The sequence below is a fragment of the Granulicella sp. S156 genome (genome assembly GCF_009766105.1).
Lineage (GTDB): Bacteria > Acidobacteriota > Terriglobia > Terriglobales > Acidobacteriaceae > Granulicella.
Genome location: NZ_LMUH01000022.1, coordinates 26,474 through 50,577, shown reverse-complemented (window position 1 = coordinate 50,577; position 24,104 = coordinate 26,474). Strand labels below are relative to the sequence as shown.

Genomic DNA, 24,104 nt, shown 5'->3' with positions numbered 1-24,104 from the left:
GGGAATAGTTATGCAACGTTTCGAATCGCACATCGATCCATCCGGACAATTCGCGAGGGCGGCCGCTCGCCTGGGGACAGTCCTGCTTCTCTGCTGGCTTGCCGGATGCGGCAAAGGCGTGGCTCCGGTCACGCAGACGGCCCCTACCACAACGGGTCCGCAAACCTACTTTGCGCCGTATGTTACTGGAGTCACCGGTTCAACAACCCCTCTGACTTATACCATCGACGATGTGGCCCCAGGGACATTCTCACAGACAACCTACCAGCCTCTGACGCAGCCCGGTCCTCAGGTTCTCAATGCCGGTGTTCTTACGGTCGGCCAGCGCGGCCTGCGAAGCCTGGGCATCACGGCCACTTACACATTTAGCAATGACACAATTTCGTACCAAGTGACTCCTTACCCCATGCCCGGACTGCCCGGAAGCTTCGCGGTGGAGCTCGCCGGCCAGGCCGGAGGGCTTGTGCAGCTGGTTGGGCAGCCGGTCCAGCCTCTCGTTGCGGCCACTCAATGTCCGAATTCCTCCGTGCAGACCTATCAGTTCGTCACCATCCCGACTGCGCAGTGGGACCCGACCACCGATACCGCTTACGGCAGTGTGGAGATCGCCTCCAGCGGCAGCGACGTCACCTTCAAGAACATTTCTCAGTCCACCCTAGCGGGGGGAGAGCCCACCCAGCGCAGTGCTTCGTCGGTAACCGGAGCTTGCGGACCTACGTTCTTTGGCAATATCACCAATGTTCCAGGGCAGTTGGTTGTCACGGATCCTGGAATTGGGACGGTACTGCCTGCGCAGGCGCAGATAGGTATCGGCTCCAGTGGCCTTCTGGTGGAAAATAATGGGGCCGGTGGAGTGATGGCGGGAACGTCTCCTCCCCTTGATTACGAGAATGTTCTCGGTGCAGGTACCGGCGCCGTCGGCTTGCCTAAGCCGACGAGCGCGTTGGACACCGGTACGCTCGTTGGCGCACAGTATCTCGGCTTCATCTATGAAGCTGGGGCAAACAGCCCCGCCGTGACCTGGTCCTCGAATCTCGCCTCGTTCGGCTTCTCCAGCGGGCCCTCCGGTTGTCCATCCGTGAAAGGCAACAACCCCTCTAGCACGATCTACGGAGGCGATTTTCCTGTGAACCTCAAGACGGGTCTCTCTGACCCCGGCCCCAACAATAGCCAAAACCCCAACTATCCTTACGGCAACTGCGACTTCGTTATCGATCTCGGTGCGCCGCAGGATTCTTCGAATAGCTTGTATACCCAGGCCAAGGTTTGGCTCGGCGCGTCGTATCCGGGGTATTCACCGAGCATCACGTATCCCTTTTCAGCCGTGGCCGTTGCCGGACAACTGGGTGACCAATACGCCATCTTTGTCATTGGGTTCGACTCCACGCAGCCCTGGGCCATTTATCTGCTGCAGTCGTCGAATTGAAACGGGGCTGCGGCACACCACCGCAGCATCCGCCTTATTGAGGATGTCGACGATATGACGACGTGCTTCGAAAACAGTGCGGGATGCTGTTGCGCCAAAGCCCCATTAGGCCCTGAATCAGCCCGAAATACTGTTGCTCGATTCCAGGACTTCAGAAGTGCAGCTCCGATTTCGTCAAGAGAGAAGTGCGCCTTGGGTAAAGGATGTTTCAGTGGATGCCGGTTTGCTGTTCCATCGCTTCGCAAGCAAGGCGGCTGCGATCAGAGAGCACACCACGAATAAATTGAAGATGCTGTTCCAGCCAAACCAGCGTATACAGAGTGAGATGAGTAAGGGCGAAAGCATTTGCCCCAGAGAGCCGACTCCATTGACATAACCGCTTGCCCGCCCTGCTTGCTCCGGCGGCACTGCCTCAAGCACCGCAGTGGAAGATATCAGCACATCAGGGCCGAAGATCAGAATGCCGATGACGGAGATACTGATGCCAACCGCCACGGGCCCAGCTGTACTGATGATCGGGTGAAGAAGAAAAACGAATGCGGCGAGGAACAACATCGTTGCTCCGACAGGATATCGGCGTCCATCGAGAAGCCGGTCAGAGATGTAAGCTGCCAGAAGCGCACCGACGAAACCCACGAGTTCGAAGAGGGATGAAAGTTTCAACGCCGAGCGACCTGTTGCATGCTGCGATTCTATGAGATAGACCGGTAACCAAAAGAGCAGCGAATAACGCGTCAGTTTCAGGAAGAAGTACATCGTTGCGAGCAGCTGAAGCTCACTGTTGTATAGAACTGATTTCCAACTGCTCGTGCGTGCTGCGAGTGGGGGATTTGAGTTGATCGGTTCAATCCCTGCGTCGGATGGAAGATCCCTACTCCTCCAAAAGAAGAAACACGTTGTAACCAGAAGTACTCCCGACGGCACCAGAATGGAAAGCCGCAAGCCGGTCTGGATTGGAATAGAGTCGGCGGTCGAGAGAGCTGTCGCAAGTGCTGTAGCGAGGAAGCTGCCGAGTGCGTAGGACGAACTCCACCATGCCATGCCGATGGCCAGACTGTGGCGCGGCAACCATATGCTGAAGAGTTTGTTGATTGCCGGCCATCCAAAGCCCTGACCTAAACCGTTCAAAACTTGCAGCATCATTACGACAGAGATCGGTAGACTCAACGCCAGGAACGCCGTTACGGTCAGGGACAAGAGGCCACCGCAGAGTAAGGTGCGCCGCCCTCCAAAACGATCGGATGCCCACCCCCCGATAATTTGGCCCAATACATAGCCGAGGCTGAAAAACATCAACAGGTCTGCAAAGCCACCCAGCCAGGCATGTTTGCTCGTAGCCGGAAGAGGTGTCCACGCGATATTTTTCCTGCAAAAATAGAACCCCGCGTAACCTACCCAGGCAGCCACGAAGATTCGGGCGCTCCAGTAGGATCGCCGATCCATCTCGATTTCAGACTTCTCCACCTCCACTTTAGGAGGGCTCTCTAGTGCGGCCATGGTTCGCCGCCAGATGCTGCACTCTGCACTGTAAGTTTTTGACCTTCCACAATGCGGATGCGCGTGGGCGTTTTGCGTCTCAGTGCCATCTCCAGCGCTTGAGGAAAGGTATCCGTACTGCTCAACGAGTGTATTGCCAACTCGATCGCTGCTCTGGATGTACCTGCGATCCACAACTCTGGCTGGCTTCCTGGGACGACGGAGAGATAGGCTTCTTCCGGCTCTTCCGGGGATGTAGAGCTACCTGAAAGTAGCTGGTGCGTGATGTGAATTGGGACAATCGTAGCCCCATCCTGTTTCTGATCTGCTGAGGTGCGCACCTGTGACTGGACGTGTAAGGCATCCGTTGCTTGTAGGAGGGGACGCACCGTTTCCAAGTCCTCTGTAGTAACCGCATGTGGATCCGCGGGGTCCGCATCCAATATCAGTGCGACAGCCGAATGTCCGGCCATCAGCGAATCCCAGAAATCGAGATAGGGAGTGCCGGTGAAGATTTGCCACCTGAATGTAGCTACACAGAGAAAGAGCGCAACTAAGGTTGGCATCATCATTTGAGAGAGCGTCACCACAACTCGTGGGACAGCAGGAGTTGCTACAGGTTCACGCGGAGCAAGGGCTAGTACTGGATTGTCGAACGGCAGCTCGGGCAGAAACTTGGGCACATAGCTGCGTAGTGGCATTTGGATTCGCCACCCGGACTGGGAGGGGTGCTCTTCGTAATAGCACGCGAGCCGCTTGCGTACTTCATTGGCCCGTACCCGAACCACCGCATCAGAGCCTGTGTCATACGTGATAGGTCGCCCGAACAGTTCGGCGCCTATTGTTCGCTCTTTAATTTCTGAGGCTCGCCCCTCCAGTGTCCCGATAACAACGTAACGCAGAAACTCACAGTTTCGGGGGCTCGACCCGAACTGTGAATCATTGCAGATTGCCTCAAGCTCCGACTCGATCGCCAGACGCATCTCTGGCGTGAAGCAGGTACCTAGTCCCTTCGTTTCTGAGCCGAGGAGTGTTGCGTTCGATATCAAACCGCTTCCTCTTCTAACTGTTCAGGGTGCAAGCCCAGCATAGTTCAGTAGTGCTGATCGTAAGCAGCGATTGTTACTGACAAATGAAACGATTGCGCGGTGCGCGACTAAGTCCATTCTTTTCAATCGAGGCGTTGTTCCTGAACTGTTCGGAACGTGGCGACCTGCCAAGAAACCACCCTACTGTGAAGCCACTGCACCATGACGCCGGTCATTGCAGGCCAGTGTTCTGAATAGCGAAAGGGAGATTTGTCATGTCACACCGCACCGCAGATGTAGCCATCGTAGGAGCCGGAATCCTCGGCCTAGCCCATGCGTACGTTGCCGCACGCGCAGGAAAGTCCGTTGTTGTGTTTGAGCGCAATCCACGTGCCATGGGAGCATCGGTGCGCAACTTCGGAATGATCTGGCCAATCGGGCAGCCTAACGGGGCCATGCACCAGATGGCCCTTCGCAGCCGCTCGCTCTGGCTCGAAATGCTGCAGGCGGCCAAGCTGTCTTATCGCCCGCACGGTTCGCTGCATGTGTTGTATCGCCCGGACGAAGTAGAGGTCGTAAAGGAGTTCGTGGAACGGGCTCCGGGGCTTGGCTACGACTGCGGCTGGCTCGATCGCGAGGCCACACTCGCCCGCAGCCATGCTATTCAGCCGGAGGGGTTGCTCGGGGCACTGTGGAGCGACACCGAGTTCACTGTCGACCCACGGCAAGTGCTTGCCGCGCTGCCCGCATTCCTCGAAGAGCAATACGGCGTCCGCTTTCACTTCAGCACTCCGGTGCGCTCGATCACGGCTCCGCATCTCGAGGCAGGATCCGATCGCTGGAGTGCGGAGAACATTATCGTATGCAGCGGAGAGGACTTCGAGACACTTTTCCCCGGCCACTTCGCGGCCAGTGGGCTTACCCGTTGCAAGCTGCAGATGTTACGCACTGCTCCACAGCCAGCTGGATGGGAGTTGGGGCCGTCCCTGGCTGCCGGTCTTACGTTGCGTTTCTATCCGGCCTTCAACGTTTGCAGTTCACTCGATGCGCTGCGCAAGCGTATCGCCGAGGAGACCCCGGAGTACGACCAATGGGGCATCCACGCACTCGTCTCGCAAACAGCAGATGGAGCGCTCACTTTAGGTGACTCTCACGAAAATGGGCTGACCATCGACATCTTCAACAAAGAGGAGATCGATCGCCTGATTCTCCGCTATACCCACCAGTTTCTACGTGCGCCGGACCTCTCCATCGCTGAGCGCTGGTTCGGCGTCTACGCCAAGCATCCTGACAAGCCCACCGTTGTCATGCACCCGCAACAGGGCGTACGCATCGTTGCCTCACCCGGCGGCTCTGGGATGACTCTGTCCTTCGGAATGGCTGAACAATCCATGGTTGAACTCGGCGTTCTCGCGGGAGATGCGGCTCATGTCTAGCAAGCGGCGTAATGCAATTGCTGCTGTGATCTTCGATTGGGCCGGTACCACGGTGGATCATGGCAGCCTGGCTCCGGTCCGCACGCTGCAGCGGGTCTTTGCTAATCGAGATATTTCCCTGGCGGACGATGTAGCCCGCCGCGATATGGGGATGGCAAAACGCGACCACATCCGCAATCTGCTGGCAGAGCCAGAGGTGCAAGCGGAGTGGCAACGCCGCTATCAGCGAGCTGCGGTGGAATCCGACATAGATGAGCTCTACCAGGAGTTCATCCCCCTGCAGATGTCCTGCCTTCTGGACTACGCACAGGTTATCGACGGTGTGGTTCCCGTTGTCGATACCCTCCGCTCCCGAGGTATCCGCATCGGTGGCACCACTGGCTATACCCGCGCCATGCTGGAAACTCTCGAGGCCGCGGCACGAAAGCAGGAGTACCGTACGGATCTTTCGCTTTGTCCGGAAGATGTAGGTGCTGGCAGACCACACCCGTTCATGTGCTATCAGCTTGCCGTCAATCTCGAGGTTTCTCCGCTTTCGGCATGCGTCAAAATCGGCGACACGATCAGCGATATCGAAGAAGGCCACAACGCCGGTATGTGGACGATTGGTGTATTTCGCACTGGGAACATGATCGGGCTCTCCGCGCAAGACTGGAAGGAACTTCCGGCTGTAGATAAGAACTCCGCACTTGTTCGCGCAAAAGCTTCCATGCGGGAGCACGCTGCTCATTACGTGATTGAGTCTGTCGCGGATGCGCTTCCAGTCCTTGAAGAGATTGAGTACCGCATCACGCGAGGAGAGCGGCCGTGATCGCGAACAATGTGGATAGCCGCAAAACTGTCAGTCAACGCATCACAGGCCGGCACGTTCTCACAATCTCCCTGCTGGCTTTGGGTTACTCGGGATACTATTTCTGCCGCTCAGATTACTCCGTGGCGTTGCCTCTGATCCTTGCCGAACAGGTGAAGCATGGTGTGGACGCACACGTGGCAGAGATACGACTGGGCTCGATCGCATCGCTTGGCGTGCTTGCTTACGCCATCGGCAAGTTTCCTTCCGGTGCTATCGCCGATAAATTCGGTGGCCGCAGGAATTTCCTCGGCGGCATGATAGGCGCAATCCTCTTCACCCTGCTCTTCATGATCGGAGGAGGGTTCCCGATCTTCACTCTGGCCTGGATCGGTAACCGCTTTGTCCAGTCGCTGGGTTGGGCGGGGCTCGTCAAAATCACCTCGCGCTGGTTCTCTTATTCCACCTATGGCAGTGTGATGGCGATTCTTAGTCTGAGTTATCTCTTTGGAGATGCGATCTCGCGCGGAGTGATGTCGCTGTTGCTGGCGCACGGCATGGGCTGGCGGGGACTCTTTATCGCAGGCGCCAGCTTGCTGGCTTTACTCCTGGTGTGCAATCTCATCTTCCTGCGCGAGTCTCCGGCTGCATATAACCTGCCCCTCCCGGAAGAAAGCCCTCTCAATCTCTTCACCGGCACAAAGGAGAATCGCAACCAGCCGGACACAGCCGCAATCTTTCGTACACTCCTGAGTTCCTCCGCATTCTGGCTTGTCTGCATCCTTTCGCTCGGGACTACGCTCCTGCGTGAAACCTTCAACCTCTGGATGCCCACGTACTTTACGCAGGTCGTCGGCATGACGAATGCGCAGGCCGCTAGCGGGAGCGCTCTCTTCCCACTCTTCGGAGGCTTCTCGGTCTTGCTCGCAGGCTTTCTCAGCGATTCTCTCGGTACCGAAGGTCGTAGCCGCATTCTCTTCGCAGGACTCTCTCTGTGTGTCCTGGCACTTGTAGGCCTCGCACACGTGCCCATGCACGCTCCCCGATTGCTGCCGCTTGTCCTCGTTTCAGCTGTGGCCTTTCTGCTGATCGGACCATACTCCTATCTTGCTGGCGCGATGTCTCTCGACTTTGGGGGGAAGGAAGGCAGTGCTACAGCCTCCGGTCTCATTGATGGTGTCGGTTACCTCGCAGGTGTTTTATCTGGCAACGGCATGGCGCACATTGCTGTCACGTATGGGTGGCAAACCATGTTCCTCGTGCTGGCTGGTGTTGCAATTTCGTCGAGCGCTGTGGCGGGACTTGCTCTATGGCAGCAACGCCGGCGTGTGCTCTGCCTTACCGCACAACTCGGGGAGTCAGCATGACCACTCAGATTCAGATTGCCTCAAATTGAACCCTCCACAAGTCTGGATCGGGCGTCCTGTACAAGCAGCATTTTCGAAGTAACCGGCTATCCGATCAGCAAGTCCCAACTCCAAACGAACGAATACCACGGAAAACATGAGAGAGGATCTATGCTCAGCCACCTATATATATTGAGACGATGCAAAGGGATCATCCCAAAGGCCAGCCTACTGCTTGTCCTTCTGCTTGCGGTCATACCAGTCCTGGCACAATCCATTCAGGGAGCCATTCTCGGCTCCGTGAAGGATTCTAGCGGTGCAGTTGTGCCCGGTGCTCAAGTCACACTCACCAATATCGATGAAGGCACCGTGCGCACCGCGACGTCGAATAGTGCAGGCGACTTCCAGTTTCTGGACGTGAAGGCCTCGCACTATGCGGTGCAGGTAGTGGAGCCGGGCTTTGAGAAGTGGGCTACCTCGGGTGTGGAGCTGGCCGCCCGGCAGCAGCTTCGTATCAACGTATCCCTGGCCGTAGGCAGTGACCAGCAAACAGTGACGGTCTCCAGTGACAATGCCAGCGCCATTGAAACGGAATCTCCAAAGATCAGCGCAGTCTATACGTCAGACGACCTGCTGGATCTGCCGACGAACTTTCGGGCAAGTACCAGCGGAACTTCTGTTGTCAACGCGATTGGTTCCATGCCCGGTGTGCAGACGCAGCAGGGAGAGTTCTCGCTGCAGGGCTCTTTGCCGAACCAGACAGAAGTTACCGTGGACGGCATCAGCATTCAGAACATCGCCAGCAGCAGCTCACCTCTGACTGCGACGCCCTCGGCAGACGACGTTGCGGAGATGCGAGCCGACGGCATTATGAATAATGCCGAATTCGGCGATCCCGCACAGGTGACTATCACCAGCAAGGGCGGAACAAACACGTATCACGGAGCCGCGTGGTGGTATCACCAGGACTCCGGCTTGAATGCAATCAACTTCGGTTCCGCAACCAAGCCGCACGTCGTAGGAAATACATTTGGCGCCAAGGCCAGCGGCCCGGTCGTGATTCCGCATCTCTATAACGGCCATAACAAGACGTTCTTTTTCGGGGACTATGAAGGCTATCGCTTTCCGCAATATGCTTCCGAGCAGTACACCGTGCCCACAGCAGCGATGAAACAGGGTGACTTTACGAACTACACGAACCCATCCGTAGGCTTTAGCGGCCTCACGAATCCTTACAACGGTTCGAGCTGGGGTAATGCGATTCCTAGTGGAAACCTAAGCTCGATTGCCAAGCAGTTCCTGCAGTTCTATCCCGATCCAAACCATGCGGCAACCGCCAATGGTATCTCTGTGCCAACGACGTCCTTTGTGAGCGGCCAGACAGCAAACTACTACGTGAACAAGGACGAATCCACAAAGCAGGATCAAGTGGACCTGCGCGGCGATCAATACTTTGGCTCGAACCAGAAGGTTCTTCTGTGGGGTCGCTACACGTATATCAATACGCCATCGAACGATCCGGAGCCACTTGGCTTTCCCGGCTCAACCACCAAGCAGAACCAGAAGCAGATTGTGACCAGTTTGAACTGGACGATCACACCCAACCTGATCAATGAGTTCCGCTATGGCTTCACGCAGCTGAGCTCCAATACGAACAACTCCTTCAATGGCCAGGCCTTTACGGAAGGCCTTGGGCTGCAAGGCCTGCAGGATCTTTCCTTCTTCAATGGAGTCCCTTACGTCGGTGGTTTCACAACCATCTCGGGGTTTTCTCCAGGACGGCTGGAGTATCCCTCCACACTGGACACAACCATCTTTACCGACAACCTGACCTGGTCCCATCGACAGCACAACATCAAATTTGGTGTGGATTTTCGCTTCTACAAGGATGTAGGCTCGACAGGGTTCAGCACCGGCGAGCAGTACGGCAACTTTGACTTCTCGAACCAGGGCAACGGCATCGGCGACTTTACAGGAGTCGATTTTGCGGACTTTCTGGTTGGCATTCCCGATAACACCTTTTATGACATCGTGAACCAGAACATCGATGGTGTTGCGAAGCAGTACCACGCCTATGCGCAGGATGAGTGGAAGGCCACACCACGGCTCACCCTGACCTACGGAATACGGTGGGAGTATCACCCACCCTTCTATGACAAAGGAGGCTACATCGGCAACTTCGATCCTAGTGTGCCGTTGTCCGGACGCATTATCTATCCGGACGGAGCATCCGGAATCCTGTCGCAGCCGTTCCTGGCCAGCGCCAATGCGTGTGATCCGGATGGCGTGACCACCACTAACGGCACGATTGCGAACGGCGCGCCCTGCATGCCCGTAGTGACAAACAGCGCGGCGGGCCTGCCGTTGGGCCTGAGGAAGGCCCACCAACGCTTTCTGCCTCGCTTTGGCTTTGCCTATCGGCTCACTGATGACAGCAAATGGGTGCTGCGCGGCGGCTACGGCATGTATAACGTGTCGATCCTTGGTCAAACTTTCCACGCCATGACCGCCACGATTCAGGGCGACTCGCTTCAGTACGTCAACAGCACGAACCCCGCGACGCATCAGCCAACATACCAATGGCCGCAGATCTATGGCGGGCAGGGCAACGGCGGCTGCACCACCTGCTACGGTCAGGATGAGTTCGACGAAGCCAACGACATAAACTTTCAGGAGCCCTACACTCACCAGTTCACGCTGAGCGTAGATCACGACTTCGGGGCAGGCTATGGGGTGCGGGCTTCCTACATTGGCTCCCTCACTCGGCATCTGGAGTGGGAGCCGGATCTGAACACACTCCCTTTCTCGAATACCGTGTCGGCCTATGATCAGCCTGCCAGTGCACGGCGCTTCCCGAACTGGGGTCGCATCTTCAACTTCGACACTGGCGCTAACGAGAGCTATGAATCGATGCAGCTTGAGGCGACACACCGCTTTCAGCATGGGCTACATATCGATTCCATCTTTACCTGGGCAAAGGCGCTGGCGGATAACCAGGGACCGGATGCGAGCGGTTTTGCCGGTGAGCGTGGCGGCGGCGTTGCCACCTCAGTGCTGGATCGTGAAGCGGACTTCGGTAATGTGGCCGGCACACGCCGGCTACTGTGGAACACTACGGCTGTCTATGATCTGCCCGTGGGACGCGGGAAGAGCTTTGGCAGCAACATGCCGCGGCTGTTGGATGCCATCGTGGGTGGCTGGCGTTTGAGCAACATCTTTACCTGGCAGACTGGCGATTACCTCACACCGGTCTTCAGCGCCGGACAGGGAGACCCCGCCGGCACTGGTTCCGGACTGACCTCGACGGCCGCTGGCTGGGACCCGGGTCACATCTCACAGCATCCGGACAGCGTACCCGGCGTGAGTTGGAGGCCTGCGCATCAGAACCGCAACAGCTGGGTGAATCCGGCTGCCTTCACGTGCCCGGGCTGGCCCGAATGGAAGCCGGGTGAACCGTGCGCCACGGGAGCGGGTTATCAGGTCGTGAATGGAGTTGTGACAACAACGCCTGTCTCCCCGTATGGACCGCCGCTGCCGATCGGCCGCTTCGGCAACACGCAGATGGGCAGCATCGAAGGGCCGGGACTCATCAATCTGAATACTGGTCTGGCGAAGACATTTGCACTTGGTCAGCGCTTTAGGCTTCGTGCGGAGGGCAGCTTCACGAATGTGTTGAACCATACCAATCTAAATGAGGGTTCGATGAACCTGAACCTCTCAAGCGCCAGCTTTGGAACGATCACATCGGGTATTGCTGCCCGCAACGGCCAGGTCTCCATGCGGCTTGAATTCTAAGAAGCAGCAAAAGAGAACCGCCTAAGAGTGGGATTCTCCAACCCTCTCGGAGAATTCCACTCTTAGGTCGAAAGGAATAATATGAACGACCAAAGTTTGAGCAGACGCGGCTTCCTCAGAAACTCCGTGGCCACGACACTCGGCGTCGCGGGTCTCGGTACACTGCCTGCATCGGCAGCATCGGAGAAATATCCATCCATACGAATCGGAATCTGTGCCGATCTGCACCAGGACATCATGCACGACGGTCCGGAACGATTGACGGCTTTCATTGAAGCCATGACTGTACAACGTCCGGATCTCATTATTCAGCTTGGAGATCTTTGTATCCCTCATGAAAGGAATCAGGTGGTCCTGGATATCTGGAATCGTTTCCCGGGGCCACGCTATCACGTCATTGGGAATCACGATACCGATGGTGGCTTTACTCGCGACCAGGTGGTGTCCTTCTGGAAGGCTGCCGGCAAATACTATTCCTTCGATAGGAAGGGATACCATTTCGTGATTCTGGATGGTAATGAGAAGAACCCATCTCCTGACCGTGCTCCCGGTTATGCCCGGTACATCAGTGAGGAACAATTGCGTTGGTTGGATGCGGACCTGGAAAAGACAATGTTTCCCGTGATCGTTTTTTGTCATCAAGGTTTGGACAACGACATGGGCGGCATTGAAAACGGAACGCAAAGCCGGTTAGTACTGGAGCGCGCCAACGAGAAAGCCGGTTTTCGAAAGGTGCAGGTTGTTTTTTCAGGCCATCACCATCAGGACTATCACAACGTCATCAATGGCATTCACTATGTGCAGATCAACAGCATGTCTTACCAGTATTTGGGTGAGAAGTATCAGCATATCCGCTATAGCGAAGCAGTCGACAAATCGCACCCCATTATTAAGGAAACCGTCCCTTATAGAGATCCGTTATGGGCGATGGTGAATATTTCTCAGGATGGAACCTTTATGTTGCGAGGCAAGAAGTCGGTCTTTGTGGGTCCATCGCCAGCAGAATTAGGGATGCCGATGTATGAACAGGGCTATCCCGTAGTCCCGATGATCTCTAACCGCAAACTCGCTCTCACAAAGAAGCCCTTCGAAGTTTGATTACGGTAAAACCGCAGCCACAATCCAATGCGCATGATTATGAGACTAAAGCTCGATTTGGTTCATTTTGCGATCAATGTTCGCCGCTCATAACTTCATGCTGCAAAGGAACAACGCCATAGGAGATGATCATGGTTTCTAAAGAACGCCGGGACTTTCTACGCATGTCGCTACTCGGGGCTGGCAGCACGGCAGCGCTGTCACTGATTCCGGCATCCATTCGCAAAGCAATGGCACTTCCGGCAAACAATGCAACGGGCAGCATTATGGATGTTGAGCACGTCATCATCTATATGCAGGAGAACCGCTCTTTCGACCACTACTTTGGCGCTCTTAATGGCGTACGTGGCTTTGGCGATCCTCGCGCCATTCGCTTGCCAGGTGGGCATTCGGTATGGAAGCAGCCGAGTCAGGAGCACGCCGATGGCTATGTCATGCCGTACCATGGCGACTCTGCCACCACACGCTCTTTCTCCGTGGGCGGTTCCGGGATGAGCCATCAGGACAACCTAACCATACTCAATAATGGCCGCCATGATCGCTGGGGACATACTCGCGAGTTACACAAACGCATGATGCACTACAACGCGAACGATCTGCCTTACTACTATGCGTTAGCCAGCGCCTTCACCATCTGCGATCACTATTTCGGCTCCACCTTGACCCAGACGAATCCCAATCGCCTACACCTTTTTAGCGGATGCAACGGTGGAGGCAAAGTGGGAGGCGATCCGGATATGAGCAATGCCGGCAATGACGAAACTCCTACCTCGGACATGGAAACGGATATGCCGTTCAATGCGTTTACCTGGATGACCTATGCAGAACGTCTTGAAGCAGCAGGTATCAGTTGGAAGGTGTACCAGGAATATGACAACTTCCAGGACAATCTGCTTGCCCAGTTCAAGAACTTTCGGAATATCAAGGATAAAAACTCGCCGCTGTATCGCAATGGCCGCTCCTGGGTCTCTGAATACGATTCCAACCCGGCCAACCGTAAACGTTCTGATGGCGATCAACTAGTACAGGCTTTTCGCAAGGATTTGGCAGCCGGAACTCTGCCGCAAGTGTCATGGATCGTTCCAGCCTCACAGTTATCGGAGCATCCAGCGTATGTGCCTCCCAACGGCGAGAACATTACAGCGAAACTCATCGAGGCGCTGGTGGATCATCCCGAGATGTTTGCCAAGACCGTACTCATCATGAACTATGACGAGAATGGTGGAATGTTCGACCACATGCCCCCACCACTGCCGCCAATGGAAGCACGCGACGGCTACAGCACGGTCTCTATCGCTGGAGAGATCAAGACCTACGAGTCGAGCAACGTCGAAAACCCAGGGAAACATCCGATTGGCCTGGGCATTCGTGTGCCGGCTATTGTCGTTTCTCCGTGGAGCCGGGGTGGCTGGGTCTGTTCTGAGGTCTTTGACCACGTCTCCACTCTGCGTTTTCTGGAAGCGCGGTTTGGCGTGAAGGATGAGAACATCAGTGACTGGCGACGCGCCATCAGTGGAGATCTTACATCTGCCTTCGATTTCAAGGATCCTAACCGCGACTGGGCGAGCCTCACCTTACCCGACACAGCTGGTTATCTTGCACGCGTTACGCGCTCTGCAAACGGCGTTGATCTATCCATTCCTCGGGTGCAGGAACTAACCACACAGGACGACCGGCAGCGCCATGCCCGGCCACTACCTTACGAACTTCACGCCAATGGATATGAAGATGCATCTGGCCGCTTCTTGATTGAATTCGTCAATACGGGAAAGATTGGAGCGGTGTTTCAGGTCTATGACCACACTGACAAACAAGGAGCATGGCGCTTCACGATTGAAGCCGGAAAACGGTATGTCGCATCACCCTGGCACGATGTATCTATCACCGGTGGTTACAACCTGGCGGTGCATGGACCGAATGGCTTTTATCGTCATTTCCATAGCGATCCCGTGGCACGTGCGGGAGAACTCAAAATCGACTCCAGCTACGATGTGGCTCGCGGCAAAATCGTCCTTACCCTGGAGAATCATGGCACCGCATCACGCACTCTCTATGTTGGACAGTCCGAAGTCTACTCACTCGATCCTGGGCAATTGCGTAGACGTGGCTATGTGCTACAACCAGGCGATATCAAGAAGGCTACGTGGACACTATCAGCCAGTGACCATTGGTACGACTTGAATGTGACGCTTACAGATGCTGACACTTTCTTATACCGCTATGCTGGCCACTTGGAAACTCACAAGGCCAGCATGACTGATCCTGCGATCGGCCAGATGTGTTTGTAGCAGACGATCCGTTGTGAAGCGAGGATAGGGTTCAACCGGAAAATCTCCTTCAATCAGTGAAGAGGTCTATCAATCAAACGAATAAGGACCGATAAAAGAATCGGTTCGAATGAAGATTGGTTTTTGGACGAGACTTGCTTTATAGGCAGCGATCACATTTTCCCTTTCGCAGGATTCGATCAAGTGCTGTGGGTCAGCGCTGTTTTCGTCAACAACCCTATGTCTGAGCCTGCCAGTTTGACCGCGAGCGCGGGAGGTTTCGCGCTTACGCTACAGACTGTCGCCGGTGTGACAAGTTTTCACAATGCCTGGCCTGGGGGGAGCGGTTGGAGAGGCTATGCAGAAGTTGCGGCAGAAGACAACGCTTCCTCTGTCCCAAGATGTGACCGCTGGGCGTGGCACACAGTTTGCGGTTAGGATGCAGAGCTCAGCGAAGAACTGCAATCGCTGAATGGAGAGCAAGCTGTATCCAAAGCCACTCACTCGCCACTCCACCACCAAGTTGGGAAACAAAGAAAGCTCTGCACGATTTCAACGACCCCTCCCAGGATGGTTTCGTCTCTTTCGTTGCCCTCGATAAGCAAATTTACTTATAAAAACATAATTCAATACTTGAATTGGATTGGAGATTGGAGTCTGTGGCGAATGCACGTATCGGTGGGCCGGAAGGCAGGCTCGAAGCACATTTTTCCACGCAGCGAGACTACCCCACTAAAAACCCAATCGCGGGTAGAGAACGGGTGCAAAATTTCAGGGTATTTAGGCTAAGTGATTGAAAAAGGGTGGCCGGAGACGGATTTGGTCAGTACTACACACACCCTTTCCGGGTGCCGACAACCGGGATCGTGTTGAATCCGCGCATAGCCCCAGATTCTGTGCTCGTGTGGCGATGGTCCGCCGGATCACCTGGAAGTTCAGCTTCGGAATCTCCAATGACTCCGCGAGGGGCTTCAATACTCTGCTGCGGTAGTTGGAGGTATCCAAAAAACCTTCGCTATGTATGCGGGCGCAGTCATCTGTCTCGGCGGTCTCATCTTTGCCGGGATCTGGATGATGAGTGGCCGCTTCCAGGATGCAATTCCAGGTCAATGGTTCTCCTAAAATCGTCAACTGGCCCGCAAGGTTGATGATGAGGGCCACGATTGCTGTGTCGAACTCCATCTCTAAACGGCTGCCTCTGGACTGTCAACCTACTACCGGTGCAGTGCAGGTGCAGTATTGTATGATTGCTCCTCTGGTAAAGCTTTACGTTTCTTTACCATTGACGAGCTTGGTGATGAGGGCCGGGATTCGAGGTGATGCGATGCTTGCCGCAGACGAAGTCGACACCACAGGCGAACAGTCGCAGGTAGAAGAACAAGACTCCTCCAGGCGGATTGCAGAGGCGCTGGCCGATATTCTCCGCAGCCCCCGGTTCAAAGACAGTCCCCAGTTTCAGAATTTGCTGCAATATGTCGTCTGCGAGGCCTTGAAGGGGGACGACGATGCTCTCAAGGAGCGGATGATCGGGATGAACGTCTTTGGGCGACGTCCCGACTACGACACGACGAATGATCCGATTGTTCGGTCCCGGATGGGACTGCTTAGGAAGCGGCTCGCGCAGTATTACGAGGGTAATGATGGGGAGCACGCTGCAGTCCAGATTGTGATTCCCACGGGTGCCTACCGTCCTTCTTTTGTATTTCGTCCGGACGCAGAGAAGCCGCGCACGGAAGGCGTTCGCAATGGGACAAAAGTGCCATCACTTTCGATTGAGGGAGTAGAGAGGTTCCCCGGCAATCCCGTCGTGCCGCCGAACATGGTCCGGCGCACTAGCGTGGCAATCGTTTTCCCGTGGTCGTCCGAGACGGCGCGCAAATTCAAAATTGTAGCCGTCGTAGCGGCCGCCGTTCTCATTCTCATTGGAGCGTGGTGGCTCTTCCGAAGGACCGCGCCCAGCGAGCTCGATCTACTATGGGCACCGATCGTGAAAAGTAAGCAGCCTGTATATGTCTACACCGGGACAATGCCGGTCTTTGAAGAGGAAACTCCTCTCGATGAAGCGACCTCTCCGGAAGATCGAACTTCGCCGGTACGGGTACCCGAACCACCGTCGGTGGATGCACCGCGGATTGGACCCGATCGTGTCTTCTCATGGGGGGAAGGAATGCTTACGGGCTCCGTATATGCGGATATCCGATTGGCTGCTTTTCTACGGGGGTATAACCAAACTCCCGTTATGCGTACCGGAGCTAACCTTCCCTTCATGGATTTGAAGGGATCCCCTCTCATCCTTGTTGGTTCCTTTGACAACTATTGGACACGGGTGATCAACGAAAATCTCCCATTTTATCTGGATCGCGGCTTCGGGATTCGCGAGCGTGAGGGGACGCACCGGCGGTGGTTTAATCCTCTCAAAGCGGAGATGACACCCCGGATGATGGAGGATTATGCTCTCGTTTTCCGAATCCTGAACTCGAAAAACGGAGCGCCGGTATTGGGTATCGTCGGCCTTTCCACTTGCGGGACGCACGCTGCGGCCGACTTTGTCACTGATCCGGTACAGATGCGAGCGTTGTCAGGTATTTCCCGTGGATCCCTCACGAACAAGAACATCGAACTCGTTCTCCACACGTCCCTGGTGAACTGCGCGCCCACCTCAGTAGAGATCATTGCAAGCAAGGTCTGGTAGCAGATCTCCGCGACCCTCGTCAGGGGATAGCGCAACCTCTGCTGGACATGCATGACTGTCGCGAGTGACGCTCTCTCTTGCAACATAGCGAACGCCCTGCCGTGGGCGGCTCCGGAGTGCTGAACTCCCTCCTTTAAGAACGCGTGCACGGCACCGTCGAAGGACCTGCGGGTCCATGCTCTCCAATTGCAGTCAACCCAATACTGTCGCGCCCACAGCACGTGATCTCGCCACCTCCTACGCCAGTTGTTGAAGGCATGCGGTTTAGGACCTTCCGCCATTGTGACCCGTCTCGCACCGCACCTGCACCGCACCTACACTGCACCCGCTGACCGTTGACAGTCGATCAGGCCAAACCATACCACTCTTGAGACTTACAACTCACGAGTTTGAAGTTGGCAGTCCTCTTGAGGAGGAAAATATGAGCTTCATACTGATCAATCGAATCTTGCAATCCCTGTTCACCCGGAAAAATACAACAACACACACACCGGGGCAAGTACAAAGGAAGGCGGCGCTTGCCGGCTTCGCCTTACCTATCTTGCTCCTTGTCATTCTCGTGTCGGTTCCCCAGAGGCAGGTATTTGGTCAAACAAACTTGGCCAGCATTACAGGAACGGTGACTGACCACACGGGAGCCGCACTTCCGAACGTCAGCGTCAGCATTCTGAACACAGACACCACAGCAGTGCGCGAGGTCACGACGGACGCAAGCGGCTTTTATACGGCCCCCTCGTTGAACGCCGGTTCGTATCGCATTACGGCAACTGCCGCCGGCTTTAATAAAGAGGTGGTCTCAGCCACGCTGACTTTGGGCGGCCTGAACCTTGACGTTCACATGAAGGTAGGAAACGTTTCGGAAGAGATCACGGTGACCGGATCATCAGGATCGGTAGCTCTCCAAACGGACAGCCATGAGTTGTCCACATCCGTGGACAGTGCGCAACTGACGCAGCTTCCAAACAGTGGCCGTAGCATTCTAAGCGTCGCCACTTTGGGCCCGGCTTCACAGAACGGCGTAGACGCTTCCAACTCGGCCGGCGACCAAAGCTTTTTCGGCCAGACGAGCAACGCAGTCATCCTGGCCGGGCTGGGGCCTAATCAGACGCAGTTTCTACAGGACGGAATCGACAACACAAATCTCCTCACGCAGACCGCGAACATCCTCGCCTCCGTCGAGGCCGTCAACGAGGTATCCACTCTTTACAGCAACGCCCCCGCCACCTTCAGACAGCCTGCGATCGTCAACGTCATCACTAAGAGCGGCTCCAAAAAATTCCATGGGACTGCGTACGACTTCCTGCAAAACGACGCCGCAAACGCAAAGAACTGGTATGCGACGTCGAAGGCGCCGCTGCGGTACAACCTCTTCGGCGGCAACCTGGGGGGGCCGGTCTTCCGAAACAAGATCTTCGGTTTCTTCGACTACTCGGGCCTGCGGAGTCACTCATCCGGGTTATCGCAGAATCGCGTCCCCACAGCGGCCGAGCGTCAGGGAGACTTCTCAGCTGACCCGGTCATCTATGACCCCTCAACGTACAACGCTACGACTGGTACATCCACCCCGTTCCAGAACAATACGCTGCCGGCTATCAGCCCGTTCGCCCAGCTATGGCTACAAAACTACCCGCTCCCGAACATGCCGCTGAACGCGAATAATGTGAACTACCAAGTAAACCTTCCCTCGATTAGTAACTATGACGAATATCTTGGCCGCGTCGATTGGAACGTTTCCGAAAAGAACCAGATCTTTGGCACAGTAGCTCGCTTCAGCAGTTCCGGCGGGGGAACCAGCATCGTTCCGGGATTCTTCGGCATCAGCGTTCCTCTCACGGGCACCAATGCCTCCATTACGGACACCTATATCGTGAATGACCACACCGTAAACGCCCTGAAGATTGGCTATAACCGGAGCAATCTATTCCGTACGCAGCAAGGAACCGGCGCGAAGAATTACGCGACCTACTACGGACTGAAGAATCTCGACCCGCTGCTGGAGCAATCGACGCCGCCAGCGATCTCTGTCTCGAACTACACCTCGCTCGGTGATCCGTACTCTCCGCAAGGCGCCATCCAAAACCGTTACCAATTCGCCGATCAGGTCACATGGAAGGCTGGTAACCACACATTGAGCTTCGGCGGTGAGTTCATTCGTGTTCAGTTTGATGGCGACTGGGTCGTTACGAACAATGGCAACTACAGCTTCGACGGATCAGCAACATCCCAGTACATCGGCGGACAACGCAGCTCGTCTGATCAGGGCAACGCGTTAGCCGATCTGGAACTCGGATTCCCCGTCAGCGGAAGCGGTCTCACGGGAACCTCCGCAGGAGCATTCCGGGAGTTCGACGTGTCCGGGTTCCTTCAAGATGATTGGAGAGTCACTCCACGCCTTACGCTGAATATGGGACTGCGATACGACTACGTCAATCCTCCCACCGATAAAAATGGGCACGGTGCGATCTACGTCTTACCGACTAATTCAAACAGGCCGGGAAGCTGGAACGCGAACTATGGCGACTGGGGCCCCCGAGTCGGCTTCTCATATAAGGCAGCCAACAATCTCGCCATTCGTGGTGGCTATGGCATTTACTATGCGCCCATTCTCTACAACAATCTCCAGTTCATGCTTCTGTACTCGCCGAACGTGGTCTCTCAGAGCTATAGCCTGAACATTCAATCGCCGCAGAATATACAGAATCTGTTTCAGGCCAATCCATCGTCGGTCCCTGGCCAGGGCGGCTATTCAATCACTCCAACCCTCAAGGACACCTCGACCCAGGAATGGAATCTGAACATCGAGCAGACTCTCGGAAGCAACACATTGCTCACGGTGGAGTATCTCGGCAATGTCACCCGGCACCAATCTGCTCGAGCTGACCTCAATCAACCAAACGCCCTATCCGCTGGGAATACCTCCGGCAAGCTCGATGTCCGGCCTTATCCCAGTGCCGGACCCATTGACGGTCAGCTGAACGCCTTCAGCGCGAACTATAACGCACTAGGTGTCAAGCTCGATCGAAGTCTCTCCAAGGATCTTCAAGTTCTAATCAGCTACACCTGGCAGAAAGCGTTGGACAACGTGGACGGTGACAACAACGATATCCAGTCGATCTACAACCCTCGGCTCACCTACGGTCCGGCGAGCTTCAATCGTGGTCAGGATCTCAACATCAGTCCGATTTACTTCCTGCCCTTCGGACCAGGCAAGCGATTTGCAAACTCGAACAATATCTTCAATCGAGAGCTGATCGGAGGCTGGGAACTCTCCGGTCTGCAGTACTTTGCGTCCGGCCAGCCTATATCCGTGACCGCGAATAACAACGCGGACACAAGCCCTTACCATGCTGTCTACGCAAACCTTACCTGCAATCCCATGCAGGGATTTCAGCGCACACGGTTCAACATCTTCAATCCTGCATGTTTCGCACAACCTGCAGCGGGCCAATACGGCACCACACGTGCGGTGGGATCCCAGCCCCGAATCTTCTCCACGAACCTATCCGTCTTGAAGAACTTCGCTGTCACTGAACATCACCAGCTTCAGTTCCGGGCAGAGGCGTATAACCTCTTCAACCATCCACTCTTCAGTACCGGAGGTGGCGGTGTCACCTCTCCGACGCTCGGTGTGGCAACTTCGCAGTCAAACAGTCCGCGGTCGATGCAGTTTGGCCTCAGATATTCGTTCTAACGGCGGGTTGACGTATGTTCACCCAGGCAGGATCGCTCCACCAGCCTCACCCAGAAGTAAGGAGAGAGTTAATGTCAGTAACAAGACGCACCTTCGTTAGAAACGGCACTATCAATGCTTTGGGCCTTGCGGTAGTCGGCACCATAAAGCCAATCGCTCTTTGGGCGCAAGCCACTCAGAACGACATGCGGCCATATCTGATTGGCGTTCGTATGGCCGCTACTCCAGCGACCAGCTACCGCGCGTATCGCTCGAAGGTTGTCTCGAAGCCTGACGTCACCACCTGGGTTCAGGTAGACCTGAAGAAGAGCGTGGCTATCTCCGCCATCCAACTCTTCCCAGCATCCGAGCGGATGTACCCCGGGCACGACCAATACTATGGGGGCGAGGCCTTCCCGTTAAGATTTCGTCTTGAAGCTTCGGACGACCCAAACTTTGCGAAGGCGCTCACTGTCGCCGACTTCACTGGCTCCGACTTTCCTGATCTCAAGGACAACATCTCGCAGTACGCCGCGAACAACATTCATGCGCGCTACGTGCGTCTGACCGCGACCAAGCTGCGCTCCGTTCGAGCCGACGGTACCGATAGCACACCACTCGGCAAGGAGCCCAGGGACAGCCCCGAATACAGTCTTAAGATCGCAAAGATTGCGGTGATTTCGAACGGTCATGACATCGCGGTCGGATGCTCGGTCACCGCCGATCCGATCAATGGCAATCCGGCCCTCACCGCACAGCTCACACGGCCCGCCCGGCAGGACGGCGAAGGTATTCGCATGGACAACCCACACTCTGTCACGGATGCCGCAACCTGGAAGCCGGCTAGATATAAGGCGGAGGCACCCCGCACCGGCGTCACGCTCAATGGCGGGGTCTTCCAGACCGCCATGCAAAACAACATAGAGTACCTGCTCAACTCGTACACCACCGACGATCTACTGCGGCAGTTCTACGAGCGCACCGGTAAGGTGCAGGGCTTTAAACCCACCGGATCGCAAATCTTCTGGGAAGAAGATCTCGCTGGCTCAAATGCTGGCCGCTTCCTGATGGGGGCAGGAAACACCGTGCGGTGGATAGACCACCCTGAACTGCATCGGCGGCTCAATGTCGTGGTAGATGGCATCGATGAGTGCAAGCAGGCCAACGGCTATATCATGGCCTATCCCGAAGACACCATCTTCTACTCCGAACGCGCCGCGTACACACGCGCATGGCTTACGCACGGGCTCCTCGAAGCGGCGTACAGCGGCAATCCCAAAGCTCTTCCTCTGCTCCGTGGTTACTACGACTGGTTCAATCAACAACCGTTCCTGCCAGACATGCTCCGCGGCGCAATTCAAGGGGGCCAAGGCATGGTCGCCAACACCCGTGTGTCCGCCTGCCCCGTCGGCAAGCCAGCGGATGCACAGGTCATTCAGCGCTACTACCAGGAAGACGGTTGGCTGGAGGGTCTCGCCAAGCAGGAGAAGGAACAGATCTGGCAATACCCTTACGACCGGCCGCACTGTTATCTGCTGACCAACCTGGAAGCATATCTGGACATGTACCTGGTCACGGGCGATCCTCGATATCGCGACGCGGTTCTTGGCGCATGGGAACTCTACCGCGCACATTGGCAGCAGGCGGGTGGCAGCATCTCCATCATCGAGTTCGAGAAGGACCCGCCAAACAGCAACTACCTTCATCAGAAGCTAGGCGAGTTGTGCGGCAGCGCCTTCTGGGTCTTCCTCAGTCAGCGCTTTCAGTTACTCGACCCAGATAACGAGCGGTACGCAACGGAGATCGAAAAGTCGATTTATAACGTCGGTATGGCCAACCAGGATCAAGGCCACGGGCTCCGGTACCACACGATCCTCGAAGGAACCAAGGAGAAATCGACTCGCGAGAATACTTGCTGCGAAGGGCAGGGCACGCGCTTGATCGGTTCGCTACCGGAGCACATATACTCGATCGCACCCGATGGCCTCTATGTGAACCTGTTCGAAGCCTCGACCATTCGCTGGCGACAGGCAGGCCAGCCTATTGAGTTGAAGTTGAAGACGCGCTTCCCCTATGAGACCCACGTGAGCGCCTTCATCAAAGTGGCGAGCCCGGTGCAGGCAAACCTCCGCGTCCGGGTGCCCTCGTGGGCTGCTCATGACATGTCGGTTTCGGTTAACGGCAAGGTCACGGGGACCGGAAAGCCAGGCAGCTACTTCTCGCTCGACAGACGCTGGAGTGACGGGGATGTTGTCGACTTCACGCTTCCTGCGACGCTTCGCGTGCGACGGTATGTGGGCGAAGACCAGACAGCCGATGACCATCGTTACTCGGTCGAGTATGGTCCTATTCTTCTTGCCGCAGTGGGAAGCTCCAAGGTTGATCTCAACGTCAGCCCGGAGCATCTCGTCGATCACCTGGAATCTTCTGCCGATGCTCCGTTACATTTCAGCGTGCGCGGCAGCGATGGACAGAAACTTATGCCGTACTGGCTCATCTCGCAAGAGGAGTTCACCTGCTACCCGAGCGTTCATGCATTGGCTTAAACATTGCTGAACCATTGAAAGCTGCGGAGAAGCTGGGCGCCAGCAAAGTTTCTGAACAGTGCCGGTCGGACCACAAGAATCAATCGGTAACAACAAATCAGCTTCTGGGAAGGTACTGTCAAAATCGAGAGCGAGCAATTCGAGACAAATCGCGAACTGCCTCGAAAGTCGATGTTATAGGCAACTTCGACTAACTCGATCCTCACACGGTTATGGGGGAAGATCTCGGCCTTGCTATGTCGTCAATCCGGCGTACGGTTATGTTATAGGCATACCAAGCTATGGACATGTTGAGCGCGACAATTCCTAAACCGATGACGTATATCGCTCCGTGAACCATTGTGGGACTGATTAGTCGCGGGGGGCGCTGAGTAACGTTGAATGGATGGTGTATCACAATGTAGAGATACACAAGCAGCGTAATGGCAGCCCGAATCGCAAGTAGATGAGCGGCTACTGGTCGCATTCGCCAGAGCAAAATTGCGGCAAGAATTGCCACTGCGTAGCTCAATTCTGACGCTACGATTTGGGGGA

Annotated in this window: 13 protein-coding genes; 10 read left to right on the top strand and 3 right to left on the bottom strand. The window is 55.7% G+C overall.

The features are described 5' to 3' along the window. Nucleotides 1-10 precede the first annotated feature (10 nt). Nucleotides 11-1,426 (top strand): hypothetical protein, encoded by a 1,416-nt coding sequence (locus tag GSQ91_RS16010; RefSeq protein ID WP_158822769.1) that lies wholly within the window; start codon nucleotides 11-13, stop codon nucleotides 1,424-1,426. Nucleotides 1,427-1,600: 174 nt separating this feature from the next. Here the strand turns inward: GSQ91_RS16010 and GSQ91_RS16005 are convergent, their stop codons facing one another. After that, entirely contained in the window at nucleotides 1,601-2,923 is a 1,323-nt protein-coding gene (locus GSQ91_RS16005; protein ID WP_158822768.1) for an MFS transporter, read from the bottom strand. Beyond that, complete coding sequence (locus tag GSQ91_RS16000) at nucleotides 2,911-3,603, bottom strand: hypothetical protein (protein ID WP_158822767.1); 693 nt, start codon at nucleotides 3,601-3,603, stop codon at nucleotides 2,911-2,913. Before GSQ91_RS16000 ends, GSQ91_RS16005 begins: the two co-directional genes overlap by 13 nt. Nucleotides 3,604-4,205: 602 nt before the next feature. On the opposite strand from GSQ91_RS16000, the gene GSQ91_RS15995 reads away from it, so the two are divergent. From GSQ91_RS15995 to GSQ91_RS15970, 6 genes are all read left to right on the top strand, one after another. After that, a complete protein-coding gene (locus GSQ91_RS15995; protein ID WP_158822766.1) occupies nucleotides 4,206-5,366 on the top strand; it encodes a TIGR03364 family FAD-dependent oxidoreductase in 1,161 nt (386 codons plus the stop codon). Further along, a complete protein-coding gene (gene phnX / locus GSQ91_RS15990; RefSeq protein ID WP_158822765.1) occupies nucleotides 5,359-6,177 on the top strand; it encodes a phosphonoacetaldehyde hydrolase in 819 nt (272 codons plus the stop codon). Before GSQ91_RS15995 ends, phnX begins: the two co-directional genes overlap by 8 nt. Continuing rightward, nucleotides 6,174-7,523, top strand: coding sequence for an MFS transporter (locus tag GSQ91_RS15985; RefSeq protein ID WP_158822764.1), 1,350 nt, complete (start codon nucleotides 6,174-6,176; stop codon nucleotides 7,521-7,523). The genes phnX and GSQ91_RS15985 overlap by 4 nt, the downstream gene beginning before the upstream one ends. A gap of 150 nt (nucleotides 7,524-7,673) precedes the next feature. Next, a complete protein-coding gene (locus tag GSQ91_RS15980) occupies nucleotides 7,674-11,297 on the top strand; it encodes a TonB-dependent receptor (protein WP_158822763.1) in 3,624 nt (1,207 codons plus the stop codon). An 81-nt stretch (nucleotides 11,298-11,378) separates the two neighbouring features. Further along, nucleotides 11,379-12,395: a metallophosphoesterase gene (locus GSQ91_RS15975; RefSeq protein ID WP_158822762.1), complete on the top strand. Its 1,017-nt coding sequence runs from the start codon at nucleotides 11,379-11,381 to the stop codon at nucleotides 12,393-12,395. A gap of 131 nt (nucleotides 12,396-12,526) precedes the next feature. Beyond that, nucleotides 12,527-14,683, top strand: a complete 2,157-nt coding sequence (locus GSQ91_RS15970) for a phosphocholine-specific phospholipase C (RefSeq protein WP_158822761.1) — start codon at nucleotides 12,527-12,529, stop codon at nucleotides 14,681-14,683. A gap of 759 nt (nucleotides 14,684-15,442) precedes the next feature. Here GSQ91_RS15970 and GSQ91_RS15965 read toward each other — a convergent pair. Beyond that, a complete protein-coding gene (locus tag GSQ91_RS15965) occupies nucleotides 15,443-15,844 on the bottom strand; it encodes a hypothetical protein (RefSeq protein ID WP_158822760.1) in 402 nt (133 codons plus the stop codon). Nucleotides 15,845-15,986: 142 nt separating this feature from the next. Here GSQ91_RS15965 and GSQ91_RS15960 point away from each other — a divergent pair, with 142 nt between their 5' ends. The 3 genes from GSQ91_RS15960 to GSQ91_RS15950 all read left to right on the top strand — a co-directional run bounded on the left by GSQ91_RS15960 (nucleotide 15,987) and on the right by GSQ91_RS15950 (nucleotide 23,570). Then, nucleotides 15,987-17,354, top strand: a complete 1,368-nt coding sequence (locus tag GSQ91_RS15960) for a hypothetical protein (protein WP_158822759.1) — start codon at nucleotides 15,987-15,989, stop codon at nucleotides 17,352-17,354. 421 nt (nucleotides 17,355-17,775) lie between these two features. After that, nucleotides 17,776-21,045 carry a TonB-dependent receptor gene (locus GSQ91_RS15955; protein WP_256370387.1) on the top strand — a complete coding sequence of 1,090 codons (3,270 nt, stop codon included), beginning with the start codon at nucleotides 17,776-17,778 and terminating at the stop codon, nucleotides 21,043-21,045. Between the two features lie 71 nt (nucleotides 21,046-21,116). After that, the gene (locus GSQ91_RS15950) at nucleotides 21,117-23,570 is read left to right on the top strand and encodes a beta-L-arabinofuranosidase domain-containing protein (protein WP_158822757.1); all 2,454 of its coding nucleotides are present in this window, start codon (nucleotides 21,117-21,119) and stop codon (nucleotides 23,568-23,570) included. The last annotated feature ends 534 nt before the right edge of the window (nucleotides 23,571-24,104 follow it).

What these genes read in the sequence shown, in the direction of transcription:
- GSQ91_RS15970 (WP_158822761.1), top strand. Translation starts at nt 12,527, where the DNA reads ATGGTTTCTAAAGAACGCCGGGACTTTCTACGCATGTCGCTACTCGGG.
- GSQ91_RS15950 (WP_158822757.1), top strand. Translation starts at nt 21,117, where the DNA reads ATGTCAGTAACAAGACGCACCTTCGTTAGAAACGGCACTATCAATGCT.
- phnX (WP_158822765.1), top strand. Translation starts at nt 5,359, where the DNA reads ATGTCTAGCAAGCGGCGTAATGCAATTGCTGCTGTGATCTTCGATTGG.
- GSQ91_RS16010 (WP_158822769.1), top strand. Translation starts at nt 11, where the DNA reads ATGCAACGTTTCGAATCGCACATCGATCCATCCGGACAATTCGCGAGG.
- GSQ91_RS15980 (WP_158822763.1), top strand. Translation starts at nt 7,674, where the DNA reads ATGCTCAGCCACCTATATATATTGAGACGATGCAAAGGGATCATCCCA.
- GSQ91_RS16000 (WP_158822767.1), bottom strand. Translation starts at nt 3,603, where the DNA reads ATGCCACTACGCAGCTATGTGCCCAAGTTTCTGCCCGAGCTGCCGTTC.
- GSQ91_RS15965 (WP_158822760.1), bottom strand. Translation starts at nt 15,844, where the DNA reads ATGGAGTTCGACACAGCAATCGTGGCCCTCATCATCAACCTTGCGGGC.
- GSQ91_RS15960 (WP_158822759.1), top strand. Translation starts at nt 15,987, where the DNA reads ATGCTTGCCGCAGACGAAGTCGACACCACAGGCGAACAGTCGCAGGTA.
- GSQ91_RS16005 (WP_158822768.1), bottom strand. Translation starts at nt 2,923, where the DNA reads ATGGCCGCACTAGAGAGCCCTCCTAAAGTGGAGGTGGAGAAGTCTGAA.
- GSQ91_RS15995 (WP_158822766.1), top strand. Translation starts at nt 4,206, where the DNA reads ATGTCACACCGCACCGCAGATGTAGCCATCGTAGGAGCCGGAATCCTC.
- GSQ91_RS15975 (WP_158822762.1), top strand. Translation starts at nt 11,379, where the DNA reads ATGAACGACCAAAGTTTGAGCAGACGCGGCTTCCTCAGAAACTCCGTG.
- GSQ91_RS15955 (WP_256370387.1), top strand. Translation starts at nt 17,776, where the DNA reads ATGAGCTTCATACTGATCAATCGAATCTTGCAATCCCTGTTCACCCGG.